We start from the raw sequence: 18,382 nt of genomic DNA, 5'->3' as shown, positions 1-18,382 counted from the left end.
AAGATACTTACATCCTCTCTAATACCTGAAGTCCCAACAAAGACAGTCCCAACTTCAAAGTTCTAGCTGTTAAATTACACAAGACTAAGCGTGATGTTCGCACAGGCTCCTCAGATTTGAGTACAGGACAATTCTCGTAGAACTTATTGAACTTATCGCTTAATTGGTACAAATACTCGCATAAACGATGAGGCATCAAATCCTGTTCTACATCAGCAATCACTTCATCTAGTTGTAACAAATGCTTTGCTAAGGTTAATTCTGTATCTTCCCTTAGCAGAATTTTGGCATCTGCTCCTAACTGCTCGTAGTCAATGTTACCTTCACGGCTAATTCCTTGCGTTCTCACGTAAGCATAGAGCATATAGGGTGCGGTGTTGCCTTTTAAAGAAAGCATCCTGTCATAACTAAAGACATAATCGCTAGTCCGATTTTGGCTGAGATCTGCATACTTCACCGCATCGATACCAACTACTTGAGCAACACGAGCTTTGAATTCTTCTGTTTCTTCGCGCCCTTCTGCTTCCAATCTAGTTTCTAAGTCTGTACGCGCACGAGCGATCGCTTCATCTAACAAATCCCGCAAGCGTACTGTATCTCCAGAACGTGTTTTAAACTTTTTGCCGTCTTCGCCTAGCACCAAACCAAAGGGAACATGGACAATTTCCACATTATCGCCGATCCAACCAGCACGGCGTGCTACCTGCAACACACCTGCAAAATGGTTCGATTGTCCAGCGTCTGTAATATAAATTATCCGTTTGGCGTGGTCTTGTTCTATCCGGTAACGTATCGCCGCTAAATCTGTTGTAGCGTAGTTGTAACCGCCATCAGATTTTTGCACAATCAGGGGTAACGGTTCACCTTCTTTATTAGTAAACCCTTCCAAGAAAACAACCTTAGCACCTTGATCTTCGACAAGTAAGCCAGCCTTGTCTAAATCTTCTACAACTTGTGGCAGTAAAGGATTGTAGAAAGACTCGCCGCGTTCCACCAAATGCACATCTAGCAGATCGTAAATTACCTGAAATTCTCGCCGCGATTGTTCGACAAGTAATTTCCAAGCATGGAGCGTGTCTTCCGCACCTGCTTGCAAGCGCACTACTTCTTGACGCGCCGTCTCTTGGAAAGCTGCATCCGCATCAAACCGTACTTTTGCTTGACGATAAAAAGTTACTAAATCGCCAATATCTAAAGCATTAGCCGTGGTGAGGGCTTCTGGGTAAACTTCCCGTAGATAGGCAATTAACATACCAAACTGCGTACCCCAATCACCAACGTGATTTAGGCGCAGCACATCATGACCTTGAAATTCTAAAATTCGAGCAATACAATCACCAATAATCGTCGAACGCAAATGTCCGACGTGCATTTCTTTGGCAATATTGGGGCTAGAAAAATCTACAATTTCGCGCTTCGGTGTTTTCGCTTTGGCAACTCCCAGTCTGGGATCGGTTTGGATTGCGTTTAATTGCGCTTCCAAGTATTCGGTTTGCAGTTTAAGATTAATAAAGCCGGGGCCAGCAACTTCCGGTGGTTTGCAGATATCGGATAGATCTAAGTTATCGACGATTTGTTGGGCGATCGCTCGTGGTTGTTGTCCTAAACGTTTAGCTAAACTTAAAGCAACGTTGGCTTGATAATCACCAAATTTAGGATTGCTTGCAGGAACTAATATCGGATCTACACCGATATAATCAGTGCCAAAAGCTGCGATTAAAGCCTGCTGTAATTTATTTTTTAGTTGTTCTTGTGTAGAGTTCATATGTAAATGTTATCTGTTAGAGGGGCAGTATGGCTCCTAATTATGAGATATTATTAAAGCCTGATTATTCTAACCTTAAAAGATAGTCGTCCAAGCGAGGGTTGCCAAATATCCTCGGTTTTGGGGTTTAGTAAAGCTTTTAAACGCAGAGGAACGCTAAGTAAGCGCAGAGGAGCGCAGAGTTTTTGTAACCGATTGTTCAGTGTAGCGACAGACTGCTAACAATAGCATCTACCGATACAGCTAAACCTGGAAACGCTAATGGATAAATAATCCCGACTGCTAGTGTAAATTTTGATGCGTACTCCCCTTCTTCGGGATCTCGAAATACTACGATCTGTCTTTTCTTAAGATTAGCCACCCAATATTCAGGAATGCTAACTTCAGCGTAAATTTTACTTTTTATTTCTAAATCAATTTCTAAACCAGAATCTGAGTATTCTATGAGCCAAAAAATGTTTTCAGGATAAGGGTGATGCTCTAGGTATTCGCGCCCCAACCGTTGCACAATAGCGATATCAGGTTGAGCTTCAGAGTTGTTAGGAAGTGTAATTGGCTTGCTTGCACGAATCATCGCTCGATTGCCTAACAATCTCATTAAATATTCAGTTGCTTCACTACTGAAATAGGCGTGGACTTCTCGTTCCGACGACATTTCTACAATTTCTCCCTTCAGTAGTTCTACACGCCGATTGTTTAAAATACCCGCCGCGATCATACGGTGGTACTCGTCTATTGTCCACTTCACAGGAGTGAGGCTCATAGCGATCGCTTTTTCGATCTTGTTTTCTTCAGATCGTATCAGGGGACTAGGGACAGTGAACAGTAAACAGTGAACAGGGAAGAAAAACTGATAACTGATAACTGATAACTGATAACTAACACCCAATCCCCAGAGTTCTAAATTACTTTGTCACGGCAATATCAGAAACATTTAATTGCGGATTTGACAAAAAGCCAGATTCAATAAAGTGCTGGAAGTAAGTATTCAGTAATTTATCATCTACAGGAGGGCAGGTGATATTACTGTCTAATAATCCATTAAATGTGTTGTAACTCTCAAATTGCAGAGATTTAGATTGGAAGTAAAGTTCAGGAACCGTTTTTTGTTCTGAAACTTTTTCTGATAAGAAACTTAAGAAGGGATACAAAGCATTTTCTGGCATACTTGGAACTAGAAACATAACTTTTGAAACCCAATCTTGAAAGGGAATATGTTGAATTGGATAGCCAAAATTATGCATCCAGTTAACCAGTTGATTCCACGAGATAGAGCGAGGATTAGAGATGTGAAATATTCTCGCACTCAAAGCGGTTTGTTTTGATAAATGGATGATCGCCTGACTGATAAAGTCAACAGGGACAATATCTACTGGCATATCCCAATCGGGTGCCAAGCCGAGTTGAATGCAACCTTTAATTAAGCTGCGTAAAAAACCAGGGCGGTTGCAAATGCCAGTTTGACTGTGTCCTTCGATCCAAGTCGGACGATAAATAGCTGTTGGAATTCCTCGCTCATGAGCAAGGGTAGCTAATTTTTCGGCAACCCATTTGCTTTGTGTGTAACCGTAAAGTCCTTGTGGGCGCTCGGCGACAGTTTCTGAGATAACTTGTGTGTCGGTATAAGCAGTTGGTGAAAAAACGCCAATAGTAGAAACAAAATGAACTGGTTTTATCTTCGTTTGACTTGCCAATCTCAAAATTTCTTGGGTGCCGAGAACATTTGCATTTTTCAGCGCAGAATATGGATAAAGAAAGTTTACCAATGCACCATTGTGGTAAATAATATCGATTGTTTCTGCCAAAGTTTGAAATTGTTCAGATGATAATCCTAGTAGTGGCAGTGACATATCGCCTATTACAGGAATGATTCTGGAGCTGCGATTTTGATGCCAAAGTTTGTAAGATTCCAGTATATTTTTGATACGTTGGTTAGCTTCATGAGTGTCAGCAGCTCTAATTAAGCAGTAAACTTTAGCCTGGGTTTGCTCTAGCAGTTCGTGAAGTAAGAAGGCTCCCAAAAAGCCTGTTGCACCAGTTAATAAAATATTAGCTGGTTGAGGGAGTGATGCAATTGATGCAGCCCTAGAGTGAATAGTTGGATCTAAAATGGCTTCAGCTTGCAGATTGAGAACAGAGTTAATGGTTGATGTTTCATCATTGCCAACTTGTCGATTTTCAATAATTTTCGCTAGTTCTGCAATGTTGGGAGCGATGAAAAATGTTTGCAGAGATAACTCTATCTCAAATGTTTTTTGTACTTGGAAAAGCATCTGAGCCGTCAGCAGAGAATGTCCCCCTAAGTCAAAGAAGTTGTCATGAATTCCAACTTGTTCCAATCCTAAAATTAGAGTTACGATTTCAGCTAATCGCTGTTCCACAGAGTTACGAGGGGCAACAAAATCTTCTTTTAAATTAGCTCTAATTTTGTTTGGCGCAGGTAATGCCCGGCGATCTACTTTGCCATTTGGTGTCAGTGGTAGGGAGTTCATGACGACAAAGGCAGCAGGAATCATGTACTCAGGTAGTTTCTCTTTGAGAAAAGTACGCAGTTGGGGTACAAGATTTCCTAAATTGCCTGCTTGTTTACTTTTAAGAGGATTATTGGCATAGGTGCTCCAAGGTTTGATGGGAGCGGTTTGTTCAGAAAAGAAGTCAATAGTTGTAGAAGTACTAGAATGTCGCTGAAATATTACGTCATAGCAGCCTTGTGCATCTAAACCTGACCAATTAATGTGGATGGTGTAAGGTAAGCAATTACCCAAATTCCACAGTGCTTCAGGATCGATTCCTGGTTGCTGGGTGTTCTCCTGTAATTTTGCCCGTAGTTCACTCACTATTTGAAAGTCATTGGAGTTCGCCAGCAGTTTACTAGCTTCAATATCCTGCATCACTCGTGCATTCTGAATACGGGCTAAACCCAGACACTTTGGCTCTGTGTCTTTGAGAAGTGTGTGAATTGCAGATAATGTCAGATCCGGGTTCCAATCTAGCCATGTTGGTTCTACAGTACGATTCACTTCGGTGCCGATATGAAGGATGACATCGTAACGAAAGCGAGTCATTTCATTGTCATAGCTGCCACGCTTGAGCTGGATTTGCACATGACTAATCTCGGAGAGATGTTGCTTGAGAGCAGTAAAAAAGGCTGGATCGATAACTAGTTCTCCATCCTGAGCCATACGCTCTTGGATGAGCTGCCGCAGTTCCTCTATAGGTAAGGTGTCGGAAGCTTGATATAGCTGCACGGAGGTATGGAAAGCTTCTAGCAACAGCAAGCTGCGTACATCCCCAATGAAGATGTGTCCCCCCGGCTTGACTAATTTGACTGCTTTTTCTAAGACAGTCACTAAGTAATCAATACTGGGAAAATACTGAATGACAGAGTTAATAACGATCGCATCAAAAGCTTCAGCTTCTAATTCATCAAGTGCATCTGCGGCTTTGTTGGCAAGCTTTACCTGAGACAAATTTTGCTGCTTTAGTTGCTGTTCTATGTAAGCGATCGCTGTTTCTGAGAGATCTATCCCAAAGTAATGGGAGCAATGAGGAGCTATTCTAAACAGCAACAATCCCATTCCACAACCAATTTCTAACACGCGCTGCGGTTGTAAAGACAAAATCCGCTCAACTGTTCGCTCTACCCACTCTTGCATTTGTTGGGCTGCGATCGCTAATCCTGTGTAGCTGCTATTCCAGCTAATGATATTAAATGTCGGATCGAACTTTGAATTTTGATTTGGGGAAGACTGGCTATAGGATTCATTCCAGATTGTCTGCCACTGTTGTAGTTGTTCAATCTGGGATGTAGTTGAAGAATTCTCTGCTGATTTTTCTGGTTTAGGAACAACGTAGGCAACCAAGCGCTCGTCACGGGCAATTACAACTGTTTCTCTGACAGCAGGATGTTGGCTGAGTGCAGTTTCAATGTCTCCTAACTCAATCCGGAAGCCACGAATTTTAACTTGGTGATCGATTCTGCCTAAGTATTCAATGTTACCATCTGGTAGATAACGAGCTAAATCGCCAGTTTTATACAGATAATCTTGTTGCCCATTGTCAAAGGGGTTAGGAATAAATCTTTCTTGATTCAATTCAGGACGGTTAAGATATCCTTGAGCTAAACCCACACCACCAATATATAATTCCCCAGCTACACCGATGGGAACAAGTTGAAAAGACTGAGTGTGATTTTTTTGTTGTTTTCGTAAGTAAATTTGCGTATTAGCAATAGGACGACCAATAGGTATGGAATCATTTCTAGATTCTACTTTGTAAATTGTAGACCAAACGGTAGTCTCTGTCGGCCCGTATACATTCCAGACAGAAGAACATCTTTTGAGGAGTTCATCTGCGAGTGTTCTCGTTAAAGCTTCGCCGCCACACAGAATTTTCAGATGTGGATTACCTTGCCAACCTACTGCTAATAACATTCGCCAAGTCGCTGGAGTGGCTTGCATGAAAGTTGCACACGATCGCTCAATATATTCAGCTAGTTGTAAGGCATCAGAGGCAACTTCGCGGCTAGCTATGGCAATACGAGCGCCGACAATCAGCGGTAAGTAAAGCTCGATGGCGGCAATATCAAAAGAGATGGTAGTCACAGCCAAGAGGATATCTTGCTCAGTAAGTCCTGGTTCCTCAGCCATGAAAGATAAAATATTGACTAGCGAACAATGCTTGATTTGCACGCCTTTGGGCTTACCAGTGGAACCTGATGTGTAGAGTATATAAACTAAGTTTTCAGGTTTTACTCCACTATTGGGATTCTTCTGACTGTGCTTGGCAATGACATCCCCATCGGAATCTATGCAAACTACCCGTGCATGGTGTTTGGGTAGCTTACTCATCAAACTTTGCTGTGTCAACAGTACTGGTGCTTGAGAATCGTCGAGCATGAATGCTAAACGTTCTTGAGGATAAGCCGGATCTAAGGGTACGTAAGCTGCACCAGCTTTCATAATTCCTAACAGCCCAATCGCCATTTCGAGCGATCGCTCAATGCAAATACCAACTAAAACACCCGGTTTGACGCCAAGAGTTTGCAAATAATCTGCTAGTTGATTTGCCTGCTGATTCAGTTGTTGGTAAGTCAGGTGCTGCCCTGCAAATTCGATGGCGATCGCATTCGGTGTTTTTGCTACTTGCGCTTCAAACAACTGGTGAAGGCATTGATCAGGAAAATCTGCTTCCTGCTGATTCCATGTATGCAGTTGTTGTTGCTCGGCTGTTGTCAGCAAGCAATATCTATCTACTTTCTCATCTGGATTGCTAACAATGTCCTCTAGGAGCTTTTGGAAATGTTCGGTGATGCGGGCGATCGTACTGGCTGCAAACAAGTCGGTACTATACTCAAAGTAACCTGCTAAACCAGTCGATGTTTCGGTTAATTCCAAAAACAAATCAAATTTGACGGTTTTGTTATCAACAGGCAAGTGAGTTAAGGTTAAACCCGGTACTTCCCAATTGGATGTTGGCGTATTTTGCAAGTTAAATACGACTTGAACCAGCGCGTTTTGGTTCAGAGCGCGATCGGGTTGTAGTGCTCGCACCAGTTCCTCAAATGGTAAATCCTGATGGGCATAGGCTCCCAAAGTTACCTCTCGCACTCGCTGCAACAACTGCCGAAAACCAGGGTAATCTGAAAAATCTGTTCGGAGTACGATGGTGTTGGAAAAGAAGCCCAGCATTCCTTCTAAGTCAGGGTGATGGCGGTTGGCAAGGAGGGAGCCAATCGCAATATCATCTTGCCCGCTGTAATGAAACAATAGTGTTTGGAAGGCAGCCAGCAATGTCATGAATAAAGTCACGCCTTCTTGACGGCTCAATTCCTTCAGTTTTTTAGTTAAGGGTTCGGATAAACTCAGGAAGTGACGCGCTCCTCGATAGGTTAATACTGGCGGGCGCGGGTAGTCTGCGGGGAATGACAACAGAGGCGAAAGTCCATTTAATTGCTGCTGCCAGTAGGTAAGCTGACTTTTTCTAATCTCACCCTCCAACCATTGCCGATGCCATACGGCAAAATCAGCATACTGAATTTTTAAATCTGGTAGAGGAGAAGTCTGTTTTGATGTAAAAGCTGTGTAAAGCGTTGCTAATTCCTGCAATAGTATACTCATCGACCAACCATCACAGACAATGTGATGTAGGTTGAGAAACAGAATATGTTCCGTTTCACTGAGCTTGAAAAGTACCGCACGTAAGAGTAAATCTTCAGATAAATTGAAGGGGCGTCGCGCCTCTTGGATAATTAATTCCCAGACTTGGCTTGCTTGTGTGGGTGTAGTTGCATCTATTACAGATAGCTTAAAGCTTGGAGATGGATGAATTACCTGAGAAGGTTCTCCATTGACAACTTTAAAGGTGGTACGCAAAGTTTCATGGCGGTTGATGATTGCTTGGAAACTCTGCTCTAAAGCTGTAAAGTTAACAAAACCATTCAAGCGAAAGGCTTCTGGAACATTGTAGAAGGGATGATTGGGTACTAACTGATCCAGAAACCACAATGGCTCCTGCATAAATGCCAAGGGTAAGTTAGCGTCTTGCCCTACTGCTTGAATAATAGAAGTATGGGAATCTTGTGGTTTTTGCTGAAGTGTTTCTACGTACTTAGCAAGTTCAGCAATTGTTGGTGATTCAAACAGACAACGTAAAGGCAACTCAATCTGCATATCATTGCGGATACGGGAAATTACTTGAGTTGCCAGCAGTGAATGCCCTCCTAAATCCAAAAAATGGTCGTAAATTCCGACTTGCGATAAGCCAAGAATGTCACTCCAGATATTTGCTAGTGCTATTTCTGTGGGAGTTTGAGGAGCAACCCAATTCTCTTGGTTACTTCCATAGCTTGGTACAGGCAGAGCTTTGCGATCAACTTTACCGCTAGGAGTGAGTGGCAGTTTGTCGAGGATTGCGATCGCACTCGGCATCATGTATTCTGGTAGCTGCGTCCGTAAAAATTGCCGCAGTTCAGTTACAGACATTTCTGACGCAACCGTATCACCAACCACGTAGGCGACTAAACGCTGTTCGCCGGGTATATCTTCTCGTGCCATGACTACTGCCTGCCGCACTTGAGAATGCCCCTCAAGAACAGTTTCAATCTCTCCTGGCTCAATCCGATAGCCGCGAATTTTTACTTGTTGATCTATCCTTCCTAAATACTCAATATTTCCATCATCACCAAGATATCTTGCCAAGTCACCTGTTTTATACAAGCGATCGCATTTATCAAAAGGACTAACAATAAATCTTTGCGCTGTTAAGTCAGGGCGGTTAAAATATCCTCTGGCTAGACTGACACCACCAATGTATAACTCACCAGCAACGCCAACCGGCACAGGTTGTAATTGTGAATCTAGTAGATATATTTGGGTGTTGGCGATCGCTTGCCCAATTGGTGGCAATGCTAACCAAGATTGGGGTGAACCTGTTAAGGTAAAGGCAGTAACTACATGAGTTTCAGAAGGGCCGTAGTGATTGTGTAAACTACAGTTAGGCAACTGAGTAAATAAATGCGCGATCGCTGTTGTAATCCGTAATTGTTCGCCAGCAGTAATCACCTCACGCAAACTTGTCGGGAAAATACCTTCTATTTGCGCTACTTCGGCTAACTGTCGCAGAGCTACAAACGGCAGAAACAGCCGCTCAATTCTGGCTTGATTGAGAAATTGCAGCAAGTTTGTCGGATCGCGGCGCATTTGTTCGGAAATTAAAACCAGTGTGCCACCCGCACTGAGGGTGGCAAAGATTTCCTGGAAGGAGACATCAAAGCTAATCGGAGTATATTGGAGTGTCTTGGCGGCAGAACCTACAGTTGAATTTTCCAACTGCCAAGCAATTAAGTTTACAAGCGGCAGGTGAGGCATGGCTACACCTTTGGGTTTGCCAGTCGAGCCAGAGGTATAGATAACGTATGCCAGGTTATCGGCAGTAACTTCGGTTTGGAGATTGGTAGTCGGATTTTGGGCGATCGCTTGCCAATCGCTATCTAAGCAAAAGCGATGTGTTGCGTACAATGGCAAACTCTCGCACAGATGGCTTTGAGTTAACAAGATAGAGGCTTGAGTATTCTCCAGCATAAAACACAGACGTTCTGCTGGATAGTTTGGATCGAGAGGAAGGTAAGCACCACCTGCTTTGAGAACAGCTAGTACAGCAATAATCAGTTCTAAAGAGCGCTCTAAACATAAACCAACGATAACATCGGCTTGCACTCCTAATCCTTGCAAATAATGAGCAAGTTGGTTGGCACGTTGATTGAGTTCTTGATAAGAAAGAAACCGACCTTCAAATTCTATGGCAATACTATTAGGTGAACAAAGTACTTGGGCTTCAAATAACTGATGTATGAGTGCTGTCTTACGAACTTGCCAATCATCGTTTTCAGCATAGAAATCTATTTGAGACTCTGTAATATTTATAATCGCCATCTCTGCTGTCTCTAAATCACTTAGTATCGCTTGATTTTGCATATTGTTAGAAAAGTCTAAGGTGAGAGAAGCGACTCTCATATCAATAGAGTTGTCGCTTAACAAGAATTTTCATCCCAAAACTACTCATGTATGAGTTTTAGGTAAAAAACATTATTAAGCCACAATTCCAATTTTCAACTGAGATACACAGAATATGAGATTACTCTAAAATATTAACCTTAGTTAAAAACTAAAAACGCCAAAACAATTAGGTGCTTTTGACTGTAATTTGTCAAATTTATAGGATAATAAAACAGTAAATATCCTTTTAAATCAGTAATTTAAATTCAATCTATTCAATCAAAAATGATAAGACTGAATTGATATTCTTGCACCTTAACTAGATATTTTTTTAAAAAATACAGTATAAATCTGAGAATATTCTCGATTTTACTCTTTATTGACAAAAAATATCTCTCATTTTTAAGGTATACAAAACTATGCCCAATCCAGAAAATGGTAAATTGTCCAAGGCTTACAGGCAAACTACAAACTGCATTATTATGCAAGTTACTTCTAAAATGCCTTTCTGAGATCAGTATTTAGTTTGTGATTTAAAGCATATCAAAAAAATTAAGAAAATCTAAAGAAAAACAGTTAAAGTTTTATTTAAATACTTATAAAGTAATACTTCAGTTATTTTATAGAAATTTTAAAAAATTACGTGTTATGGCTGTTAGTATATGGTTAATTGGGATACAGCTAAGTATGTGATTAATTTGACTTTGAAGTAAACAAGTTTACAGTCGTCTTTAAAAAAATCATCAAATTAGAGGAATATCTTATGCTGGGTTCAGCTTCACCAATTTATGAAGTTGTTAGTGGTCAAATCCTTCTCGGTAAGCGAGAAGAATTTACAAACTTACACCAAAATATACTTCTCCCTATGGTTCATGAAGCAGGAATTGAACCTGTTTTGATGCTAGTAACTGAGGTTGGACAATATGCACAATTTATGAATATCTATCGCTATACCTCACTGGAAGAATACGGAAAGCGTAGTGATGATTTTATGAAAAATAAGCGAGTTTCAGATTTCTTTACATATATGATTCAATGTGTAGACGGTGCGCTCAAAGTCGAATTAGCTGTAGATTTGTTACCATTTGCCCTATCTTGAGTGAAATCTAACTGAGTAAACAGATAAGTACCTAAACAAAATTAATTACACATTTTTTTTTGCTGTTCCCTGTTAAGAGTTTCCTGTTCCCTTGCCTCTGCCCATAACTTTAATTTTGCCTAACCACTTAATTAGCTTGTCTTACAAAATTCCAAATCATAAGGTAAAACATAAGATCCCTGACTTCTCGAAGAAGCTGGGGATATTTATTGAAATGAGAAAAATTCTCATTTATTTATATGTATTAATGACGGTTGCTAAATGTGAAAGTTCTTCCAGTTCTGGATTTTAGGCGATAAAAAAATAACAAAAACTATTTTATTTAATTAATTGTTATTGCAGTCAGAGTTTTGGGAATACTTTAAATGAGAGAGCCATTAATGATTGTAAGGACTTTTCTAGTAAGTTTTTTATAAACCTAAGTAAATAGACGGTCATAATGGATATGTAACAATGAGAACTTAGAGTAATTACTTATTTAATATCGTACAAATTCAAATTTTGATTAGAGGATACTGGGATCTATGCCCATACAAAAACCATGCAAAGCAGAATAACTAAAATTAAATTTCCTTTTTTATCAGATAGAAAGATTCTACTAGCAACAGTAGTAATACCTGCTATTCACTTCGGTTTAGCTAATGTATCGCGAACACTATCTTTAGAAAATGGAACATCAGTCTTTTGGCCTTCAGTTGGTTTTTATTTGGCTGCAGTTCTTGTATTAGGGTATCGCATTTGGCCAGCTATTCTACTAAGCGAATTTATTGTTAATTACTTTTTGTACTATCAAAATATTTTTACAAGCTTTAGCATTTCGGCTATTGATCTGATCGAACCTTTAGTGACAGCCCTACTCATAAATCAGCTGATTCGGCATCGTAATATACTAGAGCGTTCTGCGGATGTTTTTAAATTTCTGGTGCTATTGACGCCGGCTCCTGTGGTTAGTACCACTCTTGCAACTACTACCTTGTGTCTAAGCAACAATGCATCTTGGGGTGATTACGGGGAAGTTTGGCGAACTTGGTATACAGCAATGGTTGCTGGTATGCTAATCGTCACACCTGCATTACTATCGTTAAGTCTGCAATCTAGACAACAACTAAAACTCCACTGGCAACAAGTTTTAGAGCTTGCACTACTGCTTTTGCTGTTAATTACCATTAGTCGAATAGCCTTTTGGGGAGGGTATCCTGTCGAGTATATGACAATTCCCTTGTTGATTTGGTCAGCGTTTCGCTTTAGACAGCAGGAATCAACTCTGCTTGTGATGGTTGTAACAGTAATTGCAGTTTTCGGAACTGCTCGTGGTTTTGGTTCATTTTCTAAAGAGTCTGTTACTCAGTCTTTATTACTACTACAATCTTTCATTTGTGTCGTTGCTGTTACTACCTTTGTTCTATCTGCTGTCATTAACGAAAATAAAAAAGCAGCGGCAAAACTTAGACAAGTCAACGAAGAATTAGAAGAACGAGTAGAGGAACGTACCTGCGAGCTGAAAGAAGCTAAACAAGCAGCTGACAGCGCTAACCAAGCCAAAAGTGAATTCCTAGCAAATATGAGCCATGAACTGCGTACCCCTCTTAACGGTATTTTGGGTTACGCCCAAATTCTACAACGCTCACAAACACTAGTAGATAATGAGCGTAAAGGTATCGACATTATTTATCAATGTGGTTCTCATCTACTTACTTTAATTAATGACATCCTCGATCTCTCCAAAATCGAAGCCAGGAAAATGGAGCTTTATCCTGAAGATTTTTATTTTGCCAATTTTCTGCAAGATGTAGTGGAAATCTGTCAGATTCGAGCAAAGCAAAAGCGAATTGCCTTTACCTATCAACCAAGTCAACAACTTCCCATTGGCATTCATACCGATGAAAAACGTCTGCGACAAGTCTTGATTAATCTGTTAGGTAACGCTATCAAGTTTACTGATAAAGGTAAAGTGACTTTTAAAGTTGAGAGAGCAGATTTTCTCACTGATGCCACAGATGATTTATCTGATGTTACTCAATCTGTTGTCAAACTACGCTTCCAAATTGAAGACACAGGCGTAGGGATGACTCAAGAACAAATAGAGAAAATCTTCTTACCCTTTGAACAAGTTGGTGATGCCGAAAAGCGAACGGAAGGCACGGGTTTAGGGTTAGCCATTAGCCAAAAGATTGTTACTTTGATGGGTAGCACAATACAAGTGCAAAGTCAGCTAGGGCTAGGTAGTATCTTTTGGTTTGAGGTAGAGCTGCCAGTAGCGAGAGAATGGACACAAAGTTTAGCTGTATCTCAACAAAACCAGATTATAGGCTTTCAAGGTAAGAAACGAAAAATTTTGATAGTTGACGATCGCTGGGAGAATAGATCTTTGGTAGCGAATCTATTGGAGCCTATTGGTTTTGAGGTTATCCAAGCACCTAACGGCAAGGAAGGATTAGATAAAGCTGTTGAATCTCAACCAGACTTGATTATTACTGACTTAGCAATGCCTGTGATGGATGGTTTGGCAATGAGTAAACAGCTACGCAAAATACCTGATATCCAAAACGTAATTATTATAGTTTCCTCTGCAAGTGTGTTTGACTTTCATCGTCAAGAAGCCATGAATGCTGGTTGTAATGATTTTCTCCCCAAACCAGTACAAGTAGAAGAATTATTTTTGCAACTACAAAATCACTTGCAATTAACATGGATTTATCAAAAAAGCGATGGATTAAATACCAAAAATCAAGATATCTCACCTGAAGTAATAGAAATAATTCTACCACCTAGATCTGAACTTTTTGCCTTACATGAAGCTGTTCAACGCTGTGCAGTTGCAGATATTCAAGCAGAAGCAAATCGTATTAAGCAATTAAATACAAAGTACACAGCTTTTGCCAATAAGATATTGACACTGGCTGATGACTTTGAAATTGAAGCAATTGCTTCTTTAATAGAAGCACAGGATTTGAATTAATTACAATTTTTCTTTAATCCAATTTATTTAACTTATGAATACTGTTCAACAAAACTCAATTTTAATTGTCGATGACACCCCTAATAATATCAGAATTTTGTTTAATATTTTACATGAAGTTGGTTTTCAAGTTTCTGTAGTTAAAAGTGGCGAACTAGCGCTAGAAAAGGTGCCATTTATTAAACCAGATTTAATTTTGTTAGATGTGATGATGCCAGGAATTGACGGATTTGAAACTTGTCATCATCTTAAAACTGAAGAAAGCACCAAAGATATTCCCGTCATTTTTATGACTGCCCTTGCTGAAGTAGAAAATAAGGTGAAAGGATTACAATTAGGAGCAGTAGACTATATTACTAAACCTATTCAAGTTGAAGAAGTTCTAGCGCGTGTTAATGTTCATTTGGCATTGAGAAACACGCAAGTTCAATTAATCAATGAAATCAATGAGCGCCGACAAGCAGAAATAGAACTTCAGCAAACATTACAAGAATTACAACAAACTCAAACCCAACTTGTACAGAGCGAAAAAATGTCTAGTTTGGGACAATTAGTGGCTGGTGTGGCACACGAAATCAATAACCCAGTCAATTTTATCTACGGTAACCTCACTTATGCTGATCAATATATTCATGATTTGTTAAAACTTATACAAGCTTATCAAAAATACTACTCTGATCCTGTTACCGAAGTTCAAACTGTTGTCTCAGCTATTGAGCTGGATTTCCTGACAGCAGACTTGCCAAAACTAATAGACTCCATGAAAGTTGGAGCAGAACGTATTCGGGAGATTGTACTTTCTTTACGGGTTTTCTCTCGCCTAGATGAAGCCGAAATGAAGGCTGTTGATATCCACGAATGTATTGATAGTACTGTGATGATTTTGGGACATCGGCTTAAGGCTCAATCAAACCGCTTGGCAATTCAAGTTATTAGAGAATATGGCAACCTGCCTTTAGTAGAGTGCTACCCTGGGCAGCTCAATCAGGTGTTTATGAATATTATTAGCAATGCTATCGATGCATTGGAAATAATTAAAGACAATACTCAGAGTTCTCCCACAATTCATCTTCGTACACAAACAGAAGGCGATCGCGTTATCATCTGTATTGCCGACAATGGGCCAGGCATGACAAAAGAAATTAAACAAAGAATATTTGATCCATTTTTTACGACTAAGCCTGTTGGTATAGGTACTGGCATGGGGCTAGCAATTAGTTATCAAATTGTGACAGAAAGGCATCGCGGTTCATTGTATTGTGTTTCCCAACCAGGGCAAGGAACTGAATTTGCGATCGTGATTCCTGTTAAACAGGGTTCATAGAAGCCCTAAGACTAAAAGTCACTAAATCACAGATAAAGCTTGTAGGTTACACATTTAAACTGCTAAAAACCTTTGAATCACATCTTGACTAAGTTCGTTAGTTGAGCCAGAGGCAACAATACCACCTTTTTGCATAGCGTAATAATAATTAGCTTGACGGACAAAATGTAAATGTTGTTCTACTAGTAAAACAGAAATGCCCGTAGTTTCTACAATATTACGAATAGCGGCTTCAATTTCTAAAATAATTGATGGTTGAATACCTTCAGTTGGTTCATCTAGTATGAGTAATTGAGGATTTCCCATTAAAGCACGAGCAATTGCTAATTGCTGTTGTTGCCCTCCACTTAAATCCCCTCCCATACGAAAAAGCATTTTTTTCAATACCGGAAATAGAGAAAAAATTTCTTCTGGAATTTCGGATTTTTTAACTCGTTTTTTTCTTGCTTCTAAGCCCAGCAACAAATTCTCTTTGACTGTCAACCGAGGAATAATCTCTCTACCTTGGGGGACATATCCAATTCCCATTTTTGCCCTTTGATCTGGTGAGTTAGAATTAATTGTTTGTCCATCTAAAGTAATTATGCCACTACGAGGTTTAAGTAACCCCATAATTGTTTTTAAAAGGGTAGTTTTGCCTACGCCATTACGTCCAATTAAGCATATCATTTGTCCTTTAGGAACGCTTAAATCTACATTACGGAGAATGTGGCTTTCACCGTAGTAAACATCGAGGTTAGAAATTTGCAGCATTGATTATCAAAAGATATTAAACAGACATAAACACAAAAAACAATGTAATTTTAATCAACACTTAGAGCAAGCCAGAGGAGTCACTGTATCGGTATATAGTGCGTGAGTCTAAATGTCTACCTTCTACCTCCTGCCTTCTTCTATTACTCTTTTTGTTGCCCAAGATATACTTCAATGACACGAGGATCGCTTTGAACTTCTTCGATATTGCCTTCACACAAGACAGAACCTTCATGGAGAACTGTGACTTTACGGGCAATTTGACGCACAAATTCCATGTCATGTTCAATCACTAAAATTGAATGACTCTGAGATAGTGCTAACAATAATTCACCAATATTATAGGTTTCTTCATCTGTTAATCCGGCGACAGGTTCATCAACTAGTAATAAATCAGGAGATTGCGCTAGTAGCATCCCAATTTCTAAACGTTGCTTTTCGCCATGAGAAAGAAAAGCAGATTTAACACGTGCTTTTGCAATTAAACCAATTGTTTCTAGCAATCCTTTAATGCTATTTTTTTCTGCTGTGCTAGGAGATTTAAACAAGGTAGAAAGGGAATTTTTATTACGATTGCTAGCAATTTCTAAATTTTCTAAAGGAGTTAAATTTAGATAAATTCGCGGTGTTTGAAACTTACGACCAATTCCCAAACGCGCTATTTGATGTTCTTTCAATGAACGCAAATTTTTACCTTTAAAAGTAACTCGTCCTGTTGTTGGCTGTACTTTACCTGTAATGACATCAAGAAATGTTGTTTTACCAGCTCCATTTGGGCCAATTACTACTCGTAATTCTCCTGCATCCATACTAAAGTTTAGCTGTTTTAATGCTGTAAAACCGTCAAAGTTTACAGTTAAGTTTTCAGTTTCCAATATTTTGGCGTTCATGCTGCACTTCTGGATCTATTTCTAAGCTTGGATAGGTGACAACTTGGTTTGATTCTTTAAAAAGAGGGATTTTTTGATTGCGCAACCATCCCACTAAGCCATCAGGAAGTACTGTCACTACTAATAAAAACAGCGCACCTTGGAAAAATAACCAAACTTCTGCAAATTGCTCGCTGAAAAAGGTACGGGCATAATTTACTAGCAAAGTTCCTAAAATTGCTCCTACTAAAGTAGCACGCCCTCCTACAGCCACCCAAATTACCATTTCAATCGAAAAGGCTATATCCATTGCTCTAGGTGAGACAGAGCCACTTTGGAGAGTGTAAAATGCACCAGAAATTCCAGCGATCGCACCAGAAACAGCAAACACTAAAACTTTGAATTCTGTGGGATTGTAGCCTGTAAATCTCACCCGGCTTTCATCATCCCGAATCGCAATTAGTAATCTGCCAAATCTTCCACTTGTCAACCAACGGCAAAGGGCATAGGTAGCGATTAGAAATACTACTGTCAGGCAATAAAAGATAAATTGAGTACTAGCACTACTGACTTTTGCACCAAATAAAGTAGTAAAATCTATCAGCCCATTAGTACCATTAAAAAGTTTTTGCTGCCCGTTAAAGAAATTAAAGAATACAATCACTGCCGCTTGAGTCAAAATCGAGAAATACACACCCCGGATGCGATTGCGAAATACCAAATATCCTAACAATCCTGCTAATATCCCTGGAATTAATACAACAGCAACTACTGCAAAGGGAAACGAATAAAAAGGTTGCCAAAACCAAGGCAGTTCATTTACACCGTAAAGCTGCATAAAATCAGGTAACTCACCTGGGGGAACTTGCAGTTTCAGGTACATAGCGATCGCATATCCACCCAAACCAAAAAAAATTCCGTGTCCTAAACTTAATAAACCAGTAAAACCCCAAATTAAATCGATACCTAAAGCCACAATTGCCAGTGACAAAAATCTCCCCAGCAAATTGAGCCGAAATTCTGAAAGTACAACTGGCATTACTAAAATGAGAATGAGCGCGATCGCTACTACCACCCCCACCTCGATTAAAAGTAACTTTCTTCCCTTCTTTTTCATC

General features: G+C 39.8%; 9 protein-coding genes. 3 read left to right on the top strand and 6 right to left on the bottom strand.

The window, feature by feature from the left end:
• Positions 1 to 7 precede the first annotated feature (7 nt).
• The 3 genes from argS to U2718_RS11775 form a co-directional block, all read right to left on the bottom strand.
• Entirely contained in the window at positions 8 to 1,765 is a 1,758-nt protein-coding gene (gene argS, locus U2718_RS11785) for an arginine--tRNA ligase (protein WP_342002978.1), read from the bottom strand.
• A 199-nt stretch (positions 1,766 to 1,964) separates the two neighbouring features.
• Complete coding sequence (locus U2718_RS11780; protein WP_342002979.1) at positions 1,965 to 2,528, bottom strand: Uma2 family endonuclease; 564 nt, start codon at positions 2,526 to 2,528, stop codon at positions 1,965 to 1,967.
• A gap of 142 nt (positions 2,529 to 2,670) precedes the next feature.
• Positions 2,671 to 10,278: an amino acid adenylation domain-containing protein gene (locus tag U2718_RS11775; protein ID WP_342002980.1), complete on the bottom strand. Its 7,608-nt coding sequence runs from the start codon at positions 10,276 to 10,278 to the stop codon at positions 2,671 to 2,673.
• Between the two features lie 745 nt (positions 10,279 to 11,023).
• Here U2718_RS11775 and U2718_RS11770 point away from each other — a divergent pair.
• The 3 genes from U2718_RS11770 (at position 11,024) to U2718_RS11760 (ending at position 15,642) form a co-directional block, all read left to right on the top strand.
• Positions 11,024 to 11,359, top strand: a complete 336-nt coding sequence (locus U2718_RS11770; RefSeq protein ID WP_342002981.1) for an NIPSNAP family protein — start codon at positions 11,024 to 11,026, stop codon at positions 11,357 to 11,359.
• A 541-nt stretch (positions 11,360 to 11,900) separates the two neighbouring features.
• Positions 11,901 to 14,318, top strand: coding sequence for an MASE1 domain-containing protein (locus tag U2718_RS11765; RefSeq protein ID WP_342002982.1), 2,418 nt, complete (start codon positions 11,901 to 11,903; stop codon positions 14,316 to 14,318).
• A gap of 34 nt (positions 14,319 to 14,352) precedes the next feature.
• A complete protein-coding gene (locus U2718_RS11760) occupies positions 14,353 to 15,642 on the top strand; it encodes a response regulator (protein ID WP_342002983.1) in 1,290 nt (429 codons plus the stop codon).
• A 54-nt stretch (positions 15,643 to 15,696) separates the two neighbouring features.
• Here the strand turns inward: U2718_RS11760 and urtE are convergent, their stop codons facing one another.
• The 3 genes from urtE to urtC all read right to left on the bottom strand — a co-directional run bounded on the left by urtE (position 15,697) and on the right by urtC (position 18,381).
• The gene (urtE, locus tag U2718_RS11755; RefSeq protein ID WP_342002984.1) at positions 15,697 to 16,395 is read right to left on the bottom strand and encodes an urea ABC transporter ATP-binding subunit UrtE; all 699 of its coding nucleotides are present in this window, start codon (positions 16,393 to 16,395) and stop codon (positions 15,697 to 15,699) included.
• Positions 16,396 to 16,538: 143 nt separating this feature from the next.
• Positions 16,539 to 17,285 (bottom strand): urea ABC transporter ATP-binding protein UrtD, encoded by a 747-nt coding sequence (gene urtD, locus U2718_RS11750; RefSeq protein ID WP_342002985.1) that lies wholly within the window; start codon positions 17,283 to 17,285, stop codon positions 16,539 to 16,541.
• Complete coding sequence (urtC, locus tag U2718_RS11745; RefSeq protein WP_342002986.1) at positions 17,260 to 18,381, bottom strand: urea ABC transporter permease subunit UrtC; 1,122 nt, start codon at positions 18,379 to 18,381, stop codon at positions 17,260 to 17,262. The genes urtD and urtC overlap by 26 nt, the downstream gene beginning before the upstream one ends.
• Position 18,382: the final 1 nt, after the last annotated feature.

Origin of the sequence: Chlorogloeopsis sp. ULAP02, from assembly GCF_038404745.2 — a bacterium.
Taxonomy (GTDB): domain Bacteria; phylum Cyanobacteriota; class Cyanobacteriia; order Cyanobacteriales; family Nostocaceae; genus Chlorogloeopsis.
This window is presented reverse-complemented; position numbering and strand designations above follow the sequence as displayed.

Bases quoted from the DNA above. Each gene is read 5' to 3' on its own strand.
- argS (WP_342002978.1), bottom strand. From the start codon at position 1,765: ATGAACTCTACACAAGAACAACTAAAAAATAAATTACAGCAGGCTTTA.
- U2718_RS11780 (WP_342002979.1), bottom strand. From the start codon at position 2,528: ATGAGCCTCACTCCTGTGAAGTGGACAATAGACGAGTACCACCGTATG.
- U2718_RS11775 (WP_342002980.1), bottom strand. From the start codon at position 10,278: ATGAGAGTCGCTTCTCTCACCTTAGACTTTTCTAACAATATGCAAAAT.
- U2718_RS11770 (WP_342002981.1), top strand. From the start codon at position 11,024: ATGCTGGGTTCAGCTTCACCAATTTATGAAGTTGTTAGTGGTCAAATC.
- U2718_RS11765 (WP_342002982.1), top strand. From the start codon at position 11,901: ATGCAAAGCAGAATAACTAAAATTAAATTTCCTTTTTTATCAGATAGA.
- U2718_RS11760 (WP_342002983.1), top strand. From the start codon at position 14,353: ATGAATACTGTTCAACAAAACTCAATTTTAATTGTCGATGACACCCCT.
- urtE (WP_342002984.1), bottom strand. From the start codon at position 16,395: ATGCTGCAAATTTCTAACCTCGATGTTTACTACGGTGAAAGCCACATT.
- urtD (WP_342002985.1), bottom strand. From the start codon at position 17,285: ATGAACGCCAAAATATTGGAAACTGAAAACTTAACTGTAAACTTTGAC.
- urtC (WP_342002986.1), bottom strand. From the start codon at position 18,381: ATGAAAAAGAAGGGAAGAAAGTTACTTTTAATCGAGGTGGGGGTGGTA.